At 61.9% G+C, this 16,806-nt stretch carries 18 protein-coding genes; 10 read left to right on the forward strand and 8 right to left on the reverse strand.

Translation table 11 applies throughout. The features are described from left to right. Positions 1–8: 8 nt before the first annotated feature. From HX869_RS05350 to HX869_RS05365, 4 genes are read left to right on the forward strand one after another with little or no spacing between them, the layout of a single operon-like run. Entirely contained in the window at positions 9–893 is an 885-nt protein-coding gene (locus HX869_RS05350) for a metal ABC transporter substrate-binding protein (RefSeq protein ID WP_178902835.1), read from the forward strand. After that, positions 890–1,315 carry a phosphoribosyl-AMP cyclohydrolase gene (hisI, locus tag HX869_RS05355; protein ID WP_178902836.1) on the forward strand — a complete coding sequence of 142 codons (426 nt, stop codon included), beginning with the start codon at positions 890–892 and terminating at the stop codon, positions 1,313–1,315. The genes HX869_RS05350 and hisI overlap by 4 nt, the downstream gene beginning before the upstream one ends. After that, complete coding sequence (locus HX869_RS05360; protein ID WP_087694587.1) at positions 1,312–1,872, forward strand: DapH/DapD/GlmU-related protein; 561 nt, start codon at positions 1,312–1,314, stop codon at positions 1,870–1,872. The genes hisI and HX869_RS05360 overlap by 4 nt, the downstream gene beginning before the upstream one ends. A gap of 2 nt (positions 1,873–1,874) precedes the next feature. Next, positions 1,875–3,212: a dihydroorotase gene (locus HX869_RS05365; RefSeq protein ID WP_178902837.1), complete on the forward strand. Its 1,338-nt coding sequence runs from the start codon at positions 1,875–1,877 to the stop codon at positions 3,210–3,212. A 133-nt stretch (positions 3,213–3,345) separates the two neighbouring features. Here the strand turns inward: HX869_RS05365 and HX869_RS05370 are convergent, their stop codons facing one another. The 4 genes from HX869_RS05370 to HX869_RS05385 all read right to left on the reverse strand — a co-directional run bounded on the left by HX869_RS05370 (position 3,346) and on the right by HX869_RS05385 (position 7,607). Then, positions 3,346–4,956, reverse strand: coding sequence for an argininosuccinate lyase (locus tag HX869_RS05370; RefSeq protein WP_003207353.1), 1,611 nt, complete (start codon positions 4,954–4,956; stop codon positions 3,346–3,348). 20 nt (positions 4,957–4,976) lie between these two features. Then, positions 4,977–6,224, reverse strand: a complete 1,248-nt coding sequence (locus tag HX869_RS05375) for an OprD family porin (RefSeq protein ID WP_177008597.1) — start codon at positions 6,222–6,224, stop codon at positions 4,977–4,979. Positions 6,225–6,525: 301 nt separating this feature from the next. Next, a complete protein-coding gene (locus HX869_RS05380) occupies positions 6,526–7,002 on the reverse strand; it encodes a copper chaperone PCu(A)C (protein ID WP_003207356.1) in 477 nt (158 codons plus the stop codon). Continuing rightward, positions 7,002–7,607, reverse strand: a complete 606-nt coding sequence (locus tag HX869_RS05385; RefSeq protein WP_003207358.1) for an SCO family protein — start codon at positions 7,605–7,607, stop codon at positions 7,002–7,004. Before HX869_RS05385 ends, HX869_RS05380 begins: the two co-directional genes overlap by 1 nt. 265 nt (positions 7,608–7,872) lie before the next feature. Here HX869_RS05385 and HX869_RS05390 point away from each other — a divergent pair, with 265 nt between their 5' ends. Both HX869_RS05390 and HX869_RS05395 read left to right on the forward strand, forming a co-directional pair. Then, positions 7,873–8,256: a DUF2946 domain-containing protein gene (locus tag HX869_RS05390; RefSeq protein WP_003207359.1), complete on the forward strand. Its 384-nt coding sequence runs from the start codon at positions 7,873–7,875 to the stop codon at positions 8,254–8,256. Positions 8,257–8,318: 62 nt separating this feature from the next. Next, entirely contained in the window at positions 8,319–8,873 is a 555-nt protein-coding gene (locus tag HX869_RS05395) for a putative natural product biosynthesis protein (RefSeq protein WP_003207361.1), read from the forward strand. Here the strand turns inward: HX869_RS05395 and HX869_RS05400 are convergent. Next, positions 8,848–9,777: an aromatic alcohol reductase gene (locus tag HX869_RS05400; RefSeq protein WP_177028169.1), complete on the reverse strand. Its 930-nt coding sequence runs from the start codon at positions 9,775–9,777 to the stop codon at positions 8,848–8,850. The two genes, HX869_RS05395 and HX869_RS05400, sit on opposite strands and share 26 nt — an antisense overlap. 90 nt (positions 9,778–9,867) lie before the next feature. Here HX869_RS05400 and HX869_RS05405 point away from each other — a divergent pair, with 90 nt between their 5' ends. Then, positions 9,868–10,272, forward strand: a complete 405-nt coding sequence (locus tag HX869_RS05405) for a helix-turn-helix domain-containing protein (protein ID WP_003207365.1) — start codon at positions 9,868–9,870, stop codon at positions 10,270–10,272. Here HX869_RS05405 and HX869_RS05410 read toward each other — a convergent pair whose 3' ends face one another. Continuing rightward, positions 10,273–11,199, reverse strand: coding sequence for a LysR family transcriptional regulator (locus tag HX869_RS05410; RefSeq protein ID WP_178902838.1), 927 nt, complete (start codon positions 11,197–11,199; stop codon positions 10,273–10,275). 149 nt (positions 11,200–11,348) lie between these two features. Here HX869_RS05410 and HX869_RS05415 point away from each other — a divergent pair, with 149 nt between their 5' ends. After that, positions 11,349–12,371, forward strand: coding sequence for an NAD(P)-dependent alcohol dehydrogenase (locus tag HX869_RS05415; RefSeq protein WP_003207368.1), 1,023 nt, complete (start codon positions 11,349–11,351; stop codon positions 12,369–12,371). Then, entirely contained in the window at positions 12,368–13,534 is a 1,167-nt protein-coding gene (locus tag HX869_RS05420) for an MFS transporter (protein ID WP_003207370.1), read from the forward strand. Before HX869_RS05415 ends, HX869_RS05420 begins: the two co-directional genes overlap by 4 nt. Positions 13,535–13,550: 16 nt before the next feature. Here the strand turns inward: HX869_RS05420 and HX869_RS05425 are convergent, their stop codons facing one another. Beyond that, the gene (locus tag HX869_RS05425; RefSeq protein WP_003207372.1) at positions 13,551–14,294 is read right to left on the reverse strand and encodes an SDR family NAD(P)-dependent oxidoreductase; all 744 of its coding nucleotides are present in this window, start codon (positions 14,292–14,294) and stop codon (positions 13,551–13,553) included. A gap of 282 nt (positions 14,295–14,576) precedes the next feature. Here HX869_RS05425 and ispC point away from each other — a divergent pair, with 282 nt between their 5' ends. Continuing rightward, on the forward strand, positions 14,577–15,818 hold the full coding sequence (ispC, locus tag HX869_RS05430) for a 1-deoxy-D-xylulose-5-phosphate reductoisomerase (RefSeq protein WP_087692420.1): 1,242 nt from the start codon (positions 14,577–14,579) through the stop codon (positions 15,816–15,818). On the opposite strand, the gene HX869_RS05435 is transcribed toward ispC, so the two are convergent. Next, complete coding sequence (locus HX869_RS05435) at positions 15,819–16,766, reverse strand: LysR family transcriptional regulator (RefSeq protein WP_003207376.1); 948 nt, start codon at positions 16,764–16,766, stop codon at positions 15,819–15,821. Between the last annotated feature and the right edge of the window lie 40 nt (positions 16,767–16,806).

Raw genomic sequence — 16,806 nt, forward strand, 5'->3', positions numbered from 1 at the left:
GTTTCCCGATGCGCGCTCTACTCGTGCTGTTCAGTGTGTTGCTGCCGCTGTCGTTCGCGACGGCCCAGGCTGCCGACAAGCTTCAGGTGGTTACCAGCTTCAGTATTCTTGACGACATGGCCCACCAGGTCGGTGGCGATCATATCCAGATCAGCAACATGGTCGGCCCCGACGCCGACGCCCACACCTACGAACCAACACCGGACGATGCCAAGGCCCTGCTCAAGGCCAAGGTGATCATCAAGAACGGCTTGGGCTTCGAGCCGTGGCTGGATCGCCTGGTCACCAGCACCGAGACCAAGGCCACTGTGGTCACTGCGAGCAAAGGCGTGCTCTCCCACACCATGGAAGAGGACGGCGAAACCATCCCCGACCCGCACGCCTGGCACAACCTGGCCAACACCGTTATCTACGTGAACAACATCACCAAGGCGCTGATCGCTGCCGACCCGGTCAACAAGGCCGACTACGAGCACAACAGCCAGGTGTACCTGAAAGAAATCTACCGCCTGCTGGCTGAAGCCAAGGCCAAGTTTGGCGCGCTGCCACCGGGTAACCGTCGCATCGTCACCTCTCATGACGCCTTCGGCTACCTGGGCCAGGCCTACGGTATCGAGTTCCTGTCGCCTCAAGGCCTGTCCACCGAACGTGAACCGTCGGCCGCCGAAGTCGCCACGCTGATCACCCAGATCCGCAAGGACAAGGTCAAGGCCGTGTTCATGGAAAACATCAAGGACTCGCGTCTGCTCCAGCAGATCGCTGACGAAAGCGGCGCGCAGATCGGCGGCACGCTGTATTCGGACGCCCTGGCCGCAGAAGGTCCGGCCAGCACCTTTACCGGCCTGTTCGAATACAACCTCAACACCCTGTGCGCGGCCCTGAGCAAGCCATGAGCCTGAGCATGCTTGACCTGGAAGAGGCTGCCATCGGCAGCCGCTTTCCACTCGATAGCGTGCTCGACGCCCTGCCGTGGAACAGCGATGGACTGATCGCCGCCATCGCTCAGCAACACGGCAGCGGCGAAGTGTTGATGCTGGCCTGGATGAACCGCCAGGCCCTCGACGAAACCCTGGCCACCAGGCACGTCTGCTACTGGTCCCGTTCGCGCCAGCAACTGTGGCGCAAGGGCGAAACCTCCGGCCACCGGCAACTGCTGGTGGAGGCCCGTCTGGATTGCGACGGCGACGCGGTATTGCTGATCGTCGACCAGCAAGGCCCGGCCTGCCACACCGGCCGGCCCACCTGTTTCTACAACGCCATCGACGGCCGCCACGTAAACATCATCACCGCGCCTCTCAAGGAACCTGACCCATGATCCGCAAGAACCCTTCCGGCGATCTGCCCGTGATTGCCGAATCGGCCTACGTCGACAAAACCGCAATCATCTGCGGCAAGGTGATCATCGGCGAAAACGTATTTGTCGGCCCTTACGCGGTGATCCGCGCCGACGAAGTCGACGCCAACGGTGACATGGACCCGATCACCATTGGGGCCAATTCGAATATCCAGGACGGCGTGGTGATCCACTCCAAATCCGGCGCCGCCGTAACCATCGGCGAGTTCACCTCCATCGCCCACCGCTCCATCGTCCACGGGCCCTGCACCGTTGGTGACCGGGTGTTCATCGGCTTCAACAGCGTGCTGTTCAACTGCGTCGTCGGCGATGGCTGCGTGGTGCGGCACAACTCTGTAGTCGACGGCCGCGATTTGCCCGACGCGTTCTACGTGCCCTCCACCACCCGCATCGGCCCCAACACCGACCTGTCCCAGTTCCCGCCGGTGAGTGTCAGCGCTTCGGAGTTTTCCGAAGACGTGGCACGCACCAACGTCGACCTGGTACTGGGTTACAAAGCCCTGCAAAACGAGTTCTGACCATGAGCCGCCTGCTGATCCGCAACGCCCGCCTGGTGAACGAAGGCGAGGAATTCGAGGCTGACCTGCTGGTCGCCAATGGCCGTATCGAGAAGATCGCCGGCAGCATCGACAATGCCAACGCCACCGTGGAAATCGACGCCCAAGGCCAGTGGCTGCTGCCGGGAATGATCGACGACCAGGTGCACTTCCGAGAGCCCGGCGCGCCGGACAAAGGCAGCTTCTACAGTGAGTCCCGCGCGGCGGTGGCGGGTGGAATCACCAGTTTCATGGACATGCCCAACACCAACCCGGCGACCCTGAACCTGGATGCCCTGGCCGACAAGAAGCGCCGCGCGGCGCTGCATTCGGTGGCCAACTATGGCTTTCACTTCGGAGTGAGCAACGACAACCTCGACACCGTCGCCGCGCTGGACCCGCGGGAAGTCGCCGGGGTCAAAGTGTTCATGGGTGCGTCTACCGGCAATATGCTGGTGGATGATCCGAAGATCCTCGAGCGTCTGTTCGCCGAGGTGCCGACCATTCTCCTGGCCCACTGCGAGCACACCCCCAGCATCCTGGCCCGCGAGCAAAGGATGCGCGAGCGTTTCGGTGAGCACATTCCTGCCGTGGCGCACCCGCTGATCCGCGATGCCGAGGCCTGCTATCGCTCCTCGTCCCTGGCGGTGGAACTGGCCAAGCGGCACGGCACGCGCCTGCATGTGCTGCACATCACCAGCGCACGGGAGTTGGTGCTGTTCGAAGACAAACCCCTGGCGCAAAAACACATCACGGCGGAAGTCTGCCTGCATCACCTCTTGTTCGATGACCGCGACTACGCCCGCCTCGGCCACCAGATCAAATGCAACCCGGCGATCAAGACACGCGCCGACCGCAACGCCTTGCGCCTGGCATTGTTGAGTGATCGTCTGGATGTAATTGGCAGTGACCATGCGCCGCACACCTGGGCGCAAAAACAGCTGCCCTATCGCGAAGCGCCGTCAGGCTTGCCGCTGGTGCAACACGCCCTGCCGGCGCTGCTGGAATTGGTCGCCGACGGCCTGCTGCCGCTGACCACGCTGGTGGCGAAAACCAGCCATCGGGTCGCGGACCTGTTTGCGATCCCCGACCGTGGCTACCTGCGCGAAGGCTATTGGGCCGACCTGGTGCTGATCCAACCCGAGCCTCACGGCAAGCCCGTCAGCAGCCAGCCGATCCTGGCCCGCTGCGGCTGGACGCCGTTTGCCGGGCGCAGTTTCCGGCACAGCGTCAGCACCACGCTTGTGTCCGGCCACCTGGCCTGGCACGACGGGCGCGTGCACGACAGTTGCCAGGGGCTGCCGCTGCATTTTCAGCGCTGAAGAGACTCTGTACCTGGCAATCCAACCAAATGTGGGAGCGGGCTTGCTCGCGAATGCGGTGGGTCAGCCAATAAATCTGCTAACTGATACACCGCCTTCGCGAGCAAGCCCGCTCCCACATTCAGATCGCATTTCAGCCCTTGGCGTTGAGCAACTTGTCGAAGGCCTTGTCCAGGTTGCCTTCAGCACCTTTCAACTTCTCACGACGCTCCTTCAACCAACTCTGGTCCGCGTCGAGATTCTTGCGCGCTTCCACCAGCATCCGCTTGACCTCTTCCGGCTGCGGCCCACCCGTACCCTTGCGAGTCTTGACCATCGTGGTCGGCGACAGTGCAGCCCGGAAACCGGCCTCATCCAGCGGCAACGTATTCGGCGTCCATTTGTATTTGTCCGCGGCCTGGGTGTACAGCTTCTGCGCGTCCGCATACGCGAAGGTCTTCGGCGTGGTGCCATTGCTGCGCGCCTCGGTGACGATCAACGAGGCGAAGCTGTGGCCAATGCGGAACGGCACCTTGAACTGACGCTCCAGGGTGTCGGCCAACTCCATGGACGTGGTCCATTCCGACTCCAGCTCATCCAGCGCTCGCTGCGGGTTGATCTGCAGCGCATCCAGCACGGCATCCATGCTTTTGAACATGTCATCGGTGGACTGGAACAGCCCCAATGAATCGAACGCAAACTTGTAGTCGGTCATGCCGGTGGTGACGTTATGCGCGCGCAAGGTCACGGTTTGCGCCAGGCCCACCACGTCCGAGGCCGATTCCCGAGTGCGCATCAACAACCCCGGGTTGCGTTTTTGCGGCATCGCACTGCTGGTGTAGGTGGACTCTTCGTCCAGCAGCAACCAGGGGCGGATCTGATGGTACTGGGTATGGATATCGCCAATCATCGCGCCGATGCGGATCGCCGAAGACGCCGCGAGGTTCGCCGCCTCGATCGGGATGTCGTAGGTCGACACCTGGCTCGAATCCAGGGAGTTTTCCCGCACGCCGTCGAACCCCAGCAACTCGGCCAGGCGTTCGCGGTTCAGCGGGTAAGCGGAGTTCGCCAGTACCGCGGTGCCCATCGGGCTCAGGTTGAGGCGGGTGTAGAGTTCACGGATGCGTTGGCCGTCGCGATCAAATGCGGCTTCGAACGCCAGCAGGTAGTGCGCATAGCTGATGGGCATGGCCTGCACGCCGTTGGTGTAGGCGGGCACCAGGGTGTCGATGTTCTTGTCGGCGATGTTCAGGATACGTTGGCGGGTGGCGTTCAGTGCCTCGCTGTAGGCCAGCACCTGGGAGCGCAGTTTGGCCAGGCGGTAGGTGGCGAGCATGTCCTGGCGGCTGCGGCCGGAGTGGATCAGCGACGCTTCCGGACCGATCTTGTCGGTCATGATTTTTTCCAGTTGCAGCACGTCTTCCGGGCGCTTGCCATCGGGCTGGTCGGCCTGGTCGATGGCAAAGCGCACGCCGCCGGCGATCTTGTGGCCCATGTCCGGCTTGACGATGCCTTCTTCGGTGAGCATCACGATCGAGGCTTTGTTGATGCGGTTCAACCAGGCGAACTGGGTTTGGGTCGGGTCGCCCTTGGCCTTGTGGGCGCTTTGCGAGGAGCCCGGCGTGGCGCCGACTTTGGCCGCCTGGGCGGCGCATTCTTCGGTGGTTTTGCAGGGCAACGCGCCGGTGTCGGCGGCGTAGGCGCCGTAACTGCTGAACAGGGCAAAGGCGACGGCCAGGTGGATCAGGCTTTTTCTGCTATTCATGTGCAACGCTCCGGGAAAAATCACAGCAAGGGCAGGGTGTAGCTGACGATAAAGCGGTTCTGGTCGATATCGCTGCCGCTGCCATTGCTGCGATACGTGCCATTGCGCCATTTCACTTCAAGGTTCTTCAGGGCACCGCTCTGGAACACGTAGCCGATATCGGTGTTGCGCTCCCACTCGGTGCCTTCCAGGGTTCGGGTACGCACGAAGTTGTCACCCTTGAGGTAGCGGGTCATGAAGGTCAGGCCGGGGATGCCGAGGGCGGCGAAGTCATAGTCGTAGCGGGCCTGCCAGGACTTTTCCTCGGGGTTGGCGAAGTCCGGCGAGATCATCACGTAGTTGACGAGGTAGGAGTCGGTACCGTCCAGGTGGGGGAAGCCGGTGGTGCCTTTCATGCGCTGGTAGGCGGCGCCGAACGAGTGGCCGTGGAGGCTGTAGGTGAACTTGGCACCGAAGGCCTGGTTGTCGATGTTGCTGTTGCCTTCCTTGCTGGAGTCGGCGTAACGCAGGTCGGTCTTGAACGACTGCGCGTCACCCAGTGGCAGGGTATGGACCAGGTTGAAGATGTGTTGCTTGTAGTTGTTCTCGAGGTTGGCGTAGTGGTAGCCGGTGACGAGGGTTTTGGTCCAGGCGTAGCTGGCACTGGCGAAGTCGAATTTATCGCTGGGCACGGCGCCCTTGATGCCTTTGCCGTCGACTTCGATGTCTGCATGGCCGCTGTCGTTACGCAGGGTGTTGCTGGTCAGGCGCCCGGCATCGAAGGTCAGGCCGGCGATGTCCTGGCTGGTCAATTGAGTGCCGCGAAAGGTCTGGGGCAGCAGCCGGCCATCGTTGGGCAGTACGGTCGGCAGCTTGGGGATCAGCGTGCCGAATTTGAGCACGCTTTTGGAGATCCGCGCCTTGGCGGTGGCGCCCATTCGACTGTAGCTGTCCGGTGCGCCATCCTCGCCCACGGGAAGCAGGCCGGTGTTTTGGCGGTCGGGGCTTGAGTCCAGTTTCAAACCCTGCAGGCCAATGGCATCGAGGCCAAAGCCCACTAGGCCTTCGGTGTAACCCGACTGGTAATTGAGGATCAGCCCTTGGGCCCACTCATCGCGTTTGGACTGGCTCGCGTTGGGCTGGCGGTAATCGCTGTTGAAGTAGAAGTTGCGAAATTCGAGGTCGGCCTTGCTGTCTTTGAAAAAGTCAGCTTCGGCAAAGGTTGGGAAGGCGAGGGTCAAACCGAGGGTGGCCGAAGTCAAGCCCAGGGTAATGGGGGATTTGTTCATTGTTATTCCCGTTGTCTGCTGCTTATTTTTAGAATTATCTGGCCGGACGGCGACAGGGAGACGCGTCCGGCTTGCGCAGGCTAACGAGTTGTATTGCAGATTGAAAATATATAGAAAGTGTTGATGCGAGACGAAAAAAGTATGAAGCGGACGCCCGATTTTTCAGGCACTGAAGGGCCAATGTGGGAGCGGGCTTGCTCGCGAAAGCGGTGGATCAGTCAATACATCCGGTGACTGTCACACCGCATTCGCGAGCAAGCCCGCTCCCACACAAGCCCGCTCCCACATTTTGATCTGCGCTTTAGTGCATCTTGCTGTGATCCATGGTTTCCGTCGCATTCAACGCACGGGCTTGGGCCTTCACTTCGATCGACTGCTTTTCACCCTTGGCATTTTCCACGGTGACGGTCAGCGGCACCTGGTCGCCTTCCTTGATCTGGGCGGTGAGGTCGATCAGCATCACGTGATAGCCATCTGGGTCGAGCTTGACGGCCTTGCCGGCGGGCAATGGCACCGAGTCCACCGGGCCCATGCGCATCACGTCGTCCTTCATGGTCATCTCATGGATCTGCACGGTCTTGGCGACCGGCGACGCCACGCTGAGCAGTTTGCTGTCGCTGTCGGCGGTGACGGTCATGAACGCGCCGCTGGACGGCTGGCCCGGTACCGAGGCGCGTACCCAGGCGTCGGTGACCACTGCCTGTGCGCTGGCGTGGGCGGCGAGGCCCAGCAGGGAGAGACCGAGGGCGAAGCGCTTGAGGTGTTGAACGGCAGTCATTAGCAGACCTCCATGACGGTGAGCAGGTCTTCTGCGCACTCTTTGGCGTTAAGCGAGGCAGACAAGCCCAGGCGCAGGGTGCCCCGGGTGTCGAACACAAAGCTGGTGGCGGTGTGGGAGAGGGTGTAGCTGTCGCCGGCGGGGATCTTTTCATAAAAGATTCCGAATTCCTTGGCGGCCACGGCGATTTCTTCCGGGGTGCCGTACAGCGCCTGGAAGCTGGGGTCGAAGGCCTTGACGTAGGCGTCGAGTATCTTGGGCGTGTCGCGTTCCGGATCCAGGGTGATAAACACCACCTGCATGATCTTGCCGTCGCGGCCCATCAGTTTTTTCGCCTGGGCCATGCGCGCCAGTGTGGTCGGGCACACGGCCGGGCACTGGGTGAAGCCGAAGAACACCACCGGCATCAAGCCGCGGAAGGAACTCAAGGTGACGGTCTCGCCGTCAGTGTTCTTGAGCTTGAAGGTGCGGCCCATGATCTTGTCGCTCAGATCCTTGCCGTACTTGAAGTTCAGTTTCGGGCTGTTGTCACAGCCGGCCAGCAGGCCCAGGCCCAGCAATCCCATGCCGGAGAGGACTTTGCGGCGGGTGAATAACGTACTCATCAACTGTGCATCCTGTGAAGCGCCTGGGTACCACGAAGCGTTAAATCAGGCGAGGAGAGCGTGGCATTCTAACAACCCGGGCCTCTGGGCGTAATCTGCGACGTTCTGTCACAGGCCCTGCCGAGCAAGACCAAATGTGGGAGCTGTCGAGCTTGAGCGAGGCTGCGAAGGGATCGCCTCGGTATTCCTGCAAGACCGTGGCGTCTGCATCGCAGCCTCGCTAAAGCTCGACAGTTCCTACAGGGGGAATGGTAAAGTCGCCGCCATGAAACTCTCCCGCCCGGACCGCTCACTCATTGCCTGGACCCTGTATTTTTGCGTCCTGTTCAATGTGTTCGTCTGCGGTTTGGGCCATGGGCAGATGATGGGGCTTGAGCTCAATGGCCTGGGCGGTCAGTTCTGCTCAAGCCTGGGCACCAAGGCGCCGGCCTCGGATGCCGGCCTGGGCAATCCGACGGCCAGCAGCTGGTCGAACTTCTTCGCCTGCCCGGTGTGCTCCGCCGTGACCCTGGGCATCGTCTTCCTGTTTTGCCTGGCCTGGCTGTTGGGCCTGGGGCAAAAGCCGCGCCCGGCCCATGAGCGGCGCAACAAGGCCCCTCCACGGTATTCCTGGCCCTCGGCCAACCCTCGCGCTTCCCCTGCATTCTGACGTGTGCCCCGGGCTTCCTGATACCAGGAGGCGTTCTATCGTCACGAGTGTGAGTGCGTTCCATGAGCTCTATCCTGCCTTCCGGCGCTGCCCGTCTGGTCAGCAAGGCGTCGCGCCGTCCGTCCCGCGGCGACGTGTTGCTACCGTCTGTCGAATACCCGAGTAACGCCCGCTGTTTCGTCCACCTGGATGCACGGTTGCTGCCGTATTGGCACACCTTGTTCGACATCTGCCCCGGTTTGCTCAAGCTCGACCCGCCGGAGGGCTTGAACCTGTTTCGCAGCTTCATGACCTGGGCTTACCGCAACCGTCCCTCCCTTGACTGGACCTACCATGTAAACGTGTGCCGTTGGTTGCTCGGTTCGGTGTATCGCACGCAGATCGATGAAGAGCCCATCGAAGCGTTCATGACAGCGGCCGCGGCCCGTTGGGTCAGCGATGACACCAGCCAGGTCCGGGGCGTGGTTGTGGCCTGGCAAGGCGCGCCGCTTCAGGTGGTGGACTGGAAGCCGGGCAGTGGCGTGGCGCTGCAAAGACTGCCGCCGCTGCCCTGGGATTTCGCCTGGTGCACGTTGGACAGCCAGGGGCAGTTCAGCGGGTGGTTGCCGGTGCCTTGAGGTTCTGCTCAATCCATTGGGCAACGCTGGTCACGGCGATCTGTTGTTGCCCATTGAAGGTAATGGCAGGGTCCCAGGCCACGCCGTTGCCTTGGGCGAAGGCCACCCGGTATTTCATCAGGTTGTCCTCGGGTGCAGCGGCCAGTTCCGCTTCCAGGTAGCGCACCGACCAGCGTTCGCGTTTGAGGGTGAGCCCCAGTTGCGCATCCACGGTATCGGCCAGCTCGCCGTAGGTCAGGGTGTCGCCGGCGGTGTACACCACCTGATTGGTGATCGGCGGCGTGCTGAACAGGATGCGTGCCGTCAGCAGGCCGATGTCCTCAGGCGTGGTGACGGTGACAGCGGTGTCCCAATCTCCCAATGCATGCACGGTATTCTGCGCCAGGTCGACGACGCCGAAGGACGGTTCAAACAGGAAGCTGGTGAACATCCCGGTGGAGACAATCACCCATTGCGTGCCTTGCTGGGAGCGCAGCAAGTCGCGCACGTCAAGCTGTTCATCCCAGAGGTCCTGGGCCGAACCGCGGCCGATCACGTCGTAGTCCACACCGAACTGCCACGGTACATAACGTTTCACGCCGCCTGCGATGACCGCGCGGGTCAGCTTGCGCTGAGTGCCGGGGCCTGCGGCAAAGCCGATGCAACTGATCACGGTGTGATAGTCGGCGAACACCGTTGCCAGCTCGGCCTCGGAGCCATTGGCCAGGTCACCCGCCAGCAGCTCAATGCCCAAGGCGCGCAGTTCGATGATTTCCTGCTGTTTGGCCGGGTCGGGGGAGTTCAGTGTGGCGGGGCGCAGCAACACCGTCACAGACACATTTTGCGGTGCAGCCAGGCGGGACAGTTGGCGCAGTACCGCCAGGCCCAGTTCGCCGGCGCCCAGTACAAGGATCGAAGCAGTCATAGGGGTCTCGGTTCAGGTGAAAGTCATGCCATGCTTGCAGAATTGCCGACCGCGCATAAGAAGGCACACCAGTGATACCGGGAGTAGAAGGTGGATAACGACGAGATCATCAGGCGCTCACAAGCCGCCTGTGAAGCCCTTAGCGCCGATGAAGACGGGCTCAAACGGCAGGTGCTGACCCATGCGGGAAACCGCTGGTCGTTGGGCATCGTGCACCTGTTGGGCGTGAACGGCCGGCTGCGCCACGCCGAGATCGGCCGACGCATGGAGGGCGTCACCCAGCGCATGCTCACGCGGACCTTGCGCCAGCTGGAGCGCGATGGCCTGGTGCTGCGCCATGACTTCCAGGAGGTGCCGCCCAAGGTCGAATACCAGCTATCGGAGTTGGGCAAACAGCTGCTGGTGCACATGATTCCGTTGTGGACGTGGGTGGTGGAAAATGCCGACGGATTCAGGCGATCCCGGGAGCAGTTCGACGCTGATCAGGCGCTGTGATCAAGACGTGGGCCGGCAGTCTGCACGTTTGCTCGCAGGCCCATCCTCGGGAAACAGGTGCGCATGCAGGTAGTCGATAAACACCCGCAGCTTGGGCGTTGGATGGCGGCCCGAAGGCCACATGATCCGGAAGTTCTCTGCTTCCGAACACGCCTCCAGCACCGGCACCAATTGTCCGCTGTCGAGCCATTCACGAATGGCGAAATCCGCCAGGTAGGCGATGCCGATACCTTGCACGGCAAAGCAGATGCGCGCTTCCAGGTTGTTGCAGACCATCGCGGCGGACAGTGGGAAATCAGCTTCCACCCCGTCCTGGCGCAGGGGCCAGCGCTGCATTTTGCCGGTGTTGGGGTAGCGGAACTTGATGCATGCATGCTGAGCCAGGTCTTCCGGCCGTTGCGGCGTGCCGCGCTCGGCGAGGTAAGCCGGTGATGCTACCAGCAGCATCCGGTAGCCGCCGATCAGGCGCGATGTGAGGCGCGAGTCGGGCGCTTCACCGCTGCGCAGCACGGCGTCGTAACCTTCTTCCACCACGTCCACGCGGCGGTCGGTAAAGCTCAGGTCCAGCTGCACCTCGGGGTAGGCTTTCTTGAATTGCGCGAGCACCTGCAAGAACGGATGGCCCACCAGCGGCAGGCTGACCTTGAGCCGGCCACGAGGCGCCGACACGGTTTGCGAAAGCTCGGCTTCGGCTTCGTCGATCTCCATCAGGATGCGCCGGCTGCGCTCCAGAAACAGCTCGCCCTCGGCAGTCAGCGTGACGCTGCGGGTGCTGCGGTTGAACAGGCGCACACCCAGGCGTTCCTCCAGGCGTACCACGCTCTTGCCGACTGCCGAGGCCGTTACGCCCAGCACGCGCCCGGCGGCGACAAAGCTGCGGGTTTCGGCGACCTGCACAAAAACATTCAGGGTGTTGAGGCTGTCCATCGAGGCTCCGGTTTGGCTGAGGCGAGGCCTGGCTACCTTATCCCGATTGCGGAACAAAAGCTCCGTAGACAGTGGAGCCGGCGCCCCCTTAATCCCGTGAGGACAGGCCCATATCCTTGTGGCATTGCCCATTCACGAGGAATACCAAGATGACCGACACCATGAAACGCTGGGAAACACCTGCATTGGGACTGCACACACTGCGCCTTGCCGACGTGCCACGCCCCATCGCGAAGGCCGGGGAGGTATTGGTGCGCGTCGAGGCCGTCTCGCTCAATTACCGCGACGGTGAAGTGGTCGAAAACAGCATGGGTGCCGACCTCACATTCCCATTCACGCCGGCCTCCGACATGGCGGGCACGGTGGTCGCCGTGGGCGAGGGCGTTACGCGTTTCAAGGTGGGCGACAAGCTGCTGTCGACGTTTTTTGCCGGATGGGTCGATGGCGCTCCGCTGTCCTGGAGTGAAGCGCCGCCTCAGGGTGGCCCGCTCCCCGGCATGCTCGCCGAGTACGTGGCAACACCTGCCGAATGGTGCGTGCATGCGCCCCTCAGCCTCACCGCAGGGCAGGCCAGCACCTTGCCAGTGGCCGCCTTGACGGCGTGGATGGCGCTGTTCGAACTGGGCCACCTGCACGCCGGCCATACCGTGGTGGTGCAGGGCACCGGTGGCGTCTCGCTGTTTGCGGTGCAACTGGCTGCGGCCAATGGTGCCCGCGTTATCATCACCAGTAGCAGCGATGAAAAGATCGCGCGTGCCATAGAGCTGGGTGCCACCCATGGCATCAACCGCAGCCGGGTACCGGAATGGCACACGGCGGTGCAAGCGCTGACCGATGGGCGTGGCGCCGAACATATCCTGGAAATGGCCGGCGGTGACAACCTCACGCGTTCCCTGCACGCGGTAGCCAACGGTGGGCGCATCTCGGTGATCGGCCTGCTGGAGAGTGACCAATTGAATGCTCCGGTCATGGCCTTGCTGGGCAAGCGGGCCTCCATCATCGGCATCTCCGTGGGGCCGCGCCGCGCATTGGAAGATCTGATTGCCATGATCGACCGCCACGGCATCGAGCCGGTAATCGATCACACCTACGGCTTCGAGCAAGTGCCCGAAGCCTTCGCTCATCTCGGGCGCGGTGCCTTTGGCAAGATCGTGATCGAGGTCGGCCGGTGATCTACATCATTCTGGGTCTTTTCGGCCTGTACACCCTGGAGTTTGGTGTGGTCGGTATTTTACCGATGATCGTCGAACGTTTCGGCATCAGCGTGTCTCAGGCCGGGTTATTGATGGGCTTGTTTGCGCTGATCGTGGCGGTGCTGGGGCCTTTCCTGGTGCTGATGGCGTCGCGCCTGGCGCGCAAGAAAATCCTGGTGGGCGCGCTCTTTGGTTTTTCCGTGTGCAGCGTGCTGTCGGCGTTTGCGCCGAACTTCGAAACCTTGATGGCGTTGCGGGTAATTCCGGCGATGCTGCACCCGGTGTTTTTTGCCGCTGCGTTTTCCACCGCGGTGTCCTTGTACCCCAAGGACCGCGCGGCGCATGCCACGGCCCTGGCCGTGGTGGGCACCACCTTGGGCCTGGTGCTTGGGGTGCCGCTGACCACATGGGTGGGCGCGAGTATTTCCTATGAGGCATCGTTCTTCTTCTGCGCTTTGGCAACGGGGTTGGCAGGTGTCGGACTGCTGTTGAAACTGCCCCATCATGAACGCCCGATGCCGCTGAGTTTCGGCAAGCAACTGGCGGTGCTGCGCAGCCTGTCGGTGTGGCTGGCGATCATCGCGACGGTGCTGGTGTTCACCACGATGTTTTCGGTCTACAGCTATGCCGCCGAGTACCTCAGGACCCAGACCGGCATGGATGGCCAGGCCATCAGCATCATGCTGGTGATCTTCGGCGTGGGCGGTGTCACGGGCAACCTGTTGGTGGGCCGGTTATTGGGCAAAAGCATGGTGGCGACGGTGGTGCTGTACCCCATTGTGCTGGCGGCGGCGTACGTGGTCTTGTACGCGTTCGGCAGCCCGTCGTGGTGGTCGATGAGCTTGATTGTGCTGCTGTGGGGCGCTGCGCATACCTGCGGGCTGGTGGTCACGCAAGTCTGGCTGACCTCGTCGGCGCCCGAGGCGCATGAGTTCGCAACCAGCCTGTATGTGTCCTCGGCGAATGCCGGCGTGGTGATCGGGGCGTCCGTGGGCGGGCTGTTTATCAATGCATTCGGCACCACCGGAGTGATCGGCTGCGGCTTGATATTTGCCGCACTGTCATTGCTTGTGATTGGGTGGAAGGCCTTGGCGTTCGGAGGCGCCAAGGCATTGCCCGCAGACCTGTGCGCTGCGCATTAGGCCTGCGGGGCCATGGTCAACGCAGGGTGTAGCCGCCGTCGACCACCCAGTCCTGGCCAAACACACTGCGTGCGCCCTGGCTCAACTGGAACAGGATCACATCGGCAATAGCGCCCGGCTCTAGGAATTGCCCATTGAGCAGGCGCTGATTGACTGTGGTGGCAACGCCGCCCAACGCTTCGTCACTGAGCCCCAAGGTGCTCCAGATCGGCGTGGCGGTGGGGCCGGGCGATACCATGTTCAGACGAATGCCATGGGGCGCCAGCTCCACCGCCAGGGTGCGCATTTGCGCCCGCAAGGCGGCCTTCGAAGCAATATACGCGGCGAGCCCAGGGAAGGTCGCCAGCTCCAGGAATGTACCGATAAATACCACCGACGCCTGGGCGGCCATTTGCTCGCGTAGGCTGCCGAGGGTGTTGAGAGCCGCGGCTCCATTGACGGCCCATTGCCGGTCAAAGGCGGCCAGGTCCAGGCCATCGGCCAGTTGTGCGATCCCGGCATTGGGCACGAGGTAATCCACCGGTCCGATGGACGCCGTCAACTGCGCCAGGCGTGCCTGGTCGGCAGCCTGGGTGACATCCCCCGCCAGCCAGTAGAGCTGCTCGCCAAAACGCTCCGCCAATGCGCCCAATTCGCCAATCTGTCGCGACATGGCGACCACTTGCGCACCTTGTTCAAGCAGCTTGCAGGTGACAGCCAGGCCGATACCTGAACTGGCACCGGTCACTACGGCAAGGCGGTGGTTGAAGTCATTGTTCATGGGGTTCTCTTTATAGATTGCCAAAGGGGCGCGCAGCACTGATCAGGATTCATGCCATATGAAAAGTTCCTATAAATCAGTTGGATATATTTTTTGTAGTCGATATGACACGAGTGTTATGTAGTCCTTATGACGTGCTGTAGTCGTTATGACCAAGGCCCGTTTTCGAGCTGATCGAAGGCTTGGCTTTTTTGCGATAGTTGTTGGCGTTATCGCGATGACGGCGCTGGCACTTTCCTTGGTTAATGGCGGCTGTTTTCTCTACGTCAGGCTCATTACGTCATGTCGCTTATTCCGCGCAAAAAAGTCATTCGCCAGGTGATCGCCACCCGTCAACGCTTGCAAGCCATCAGCGTGCTGGGCGCTACCGGTTCGGTGGGCGTCAACGTATTGGACGTTATCGCGCGTCACCCCGAGCGCTATAAAGTCTTCGCCCTCAGCGGGTTCACCCAACTGGAGCTGTTGAAAAAACAATGCTTGTTGCACCGTCCGGACTACGCCGTGGTGCCCACGCCGCAAGCCGTGGCGACGCTGCAGAAGCAACTGTTGGAGGAGGGCTCTCAGACTCAGGTAGTGGGCGGCGAAAGCGGTCTGAAATTCGTCGCCGGTCACCGGGATGTGGACACGGTGGTGGCCGCTATCGTCGGTGCGGCGGGCTTGAATGCAACGATGGCCGCCGTCGAGGCCGGCAAGAAAATCCTCCTGGCCAACAAAGAGGCACTGGTGATGTCCGGTGCGTTGTTCATGCAGGCGGTGCGCAGCAGTGGGGCGGTGCTGCTACCGCTGGACAGCGAGCACAACGCAATCTTTCAGTGCCTGCCGTCCCATGCTCAACACGGCCTGGCCCACGCGGGCGTGCGGCGCATTCTGTTGACTGGCTCCGGCGGGCCGTTTCGCCAAACGCCGATGGCGCAACTGCACAACGTAACGCCGGACCAAGCCTGCGCTCACCCGAAATGGTCCATGGGCCGCAAGATTTCGGTGGACTCGGCAACCCTGATGAACAAGGGACTCGAACTGATCGAGGCCTGTTGGTTATTCGGCGCCAGGCCGTCCCAGGTCGAGGTAGTGATCCATCCGCAAAGCGTCGTCCATTCGCTGGTGGATTACGTCGACGGCTCAATGCTCGCGCAGTTGGGGAACCCGGACATGCGCACGCCCATCAGCCATGCCCTGGCCTGGCCGCAACGGATCGATTCAGGGGTTGAACCACTGGATTTGTTCAAGGTGGCCCGGCTGGATTTCGAAGTACCGGACGAGAAGCGCTTTCCTTGCCTGGCCCTGGCGCGCGAGGTGGCGGATGTGGGCGGCACGGCACCGGCATCGCTCAATGCGGCCAATGAAGTCGCGGTGCAGGCCTTTCTGGACGGACGCATCGGCTTCATGCAGATCGCCGAGTGCATCCGGCATGTGCTGGACAAGGAGCCGGTGGTGGCGGTGACGGACCTGTATGGCGTCATGGAGGCCGACGCCAGTGCCCGCCGGTGGGCACTCGGATGGCTGAATCAGCACTATCAGCGATGATCAGCCGTAGCTGACCCGGTCGCGAATCTTCAGCACAGCCTTATGGTCGGCCAGCACTTCCGGGAGTGAACTGCGCAGGTACTCCACCCAGGTTTTGATTTTTGCATCCAGGTAGTGCCGGGAAGGGTAGATGGCGTACAGGCTCAGTTCTTCCAGGCGGTACTCGGGCAGGACTCGCACCAGAGTGCCGCTGCGCAGCCCCTTGATTGCCGCATGCACCGGCAGGATGCCCACGCCCATGTCGTTGCTGATGGCGGTCTTCATGGCGTCGACCGAGTCCACCAGGAACGGCGAGCTGCTGATGGTGACGCTCTCCTGGCCACGGGGGCCGTCGAACGTCCAGTCTTCCAGCGGGATCACCGGGCTGACCAGCCGCAGGCAGGCGTGGCTGAGCAGGTCTTGCGGCGTTTGCGCGGCACCATGGTTTTTTATGTAGGACGGTGAGGCGCAGACGATGCTGTAGGTCGTGCCCAGTTTCTGTGAAACGTGGCTAGAATCGGGCAGGTCAATGGCCAACACAATCGACACGTCGAACCCTTCGTTGACCAGGTTCGGCGTGCGGTTGCTCATGCTCAGGTTGAACGTCACGTCGGGGTAGTTCTTGCGGTAGCGTGCGATGGCGTCCACCACGTAGTGCTGGCCGATGCCTGTCATCGAGTGCACTTTCAACTGGCCGGTAGGGCGTGTGTGGGCGTCGCCGGCTTCCAGCTCCGCTTCCTCGACGGAGCGCAGGATTTGCTCGCAACGCAACAGGTAGCGTTTGCCGGATTCGGTCAGTGCGGTACGGCGTGTGGTGCGGTTGAACAGGCGGGTTCGCAGGTGGGTTTCAAGGTTGGAAATGGAGCGCGAAATATGGGTGGTGTTGCTATTCAACTGCACTGCCGCGCCAGTAAAACTGCCGACTTCGGCAACGCAGCGGAAGATGCGCATGTTCTGCAGGATGTCCATCGATGCTCTCCAGGTGGAACGTTTTTTAGTGTGGCATGAA

The organism is Pseudomonas sp. P7779 (assembly GCF_013386315.1).
Lineage (GTDB): Bacteria > Pseudomonadota > Gammaproteobacteria > Pseudomonadales > Pseudomonadaceae > Aquipseudomonas.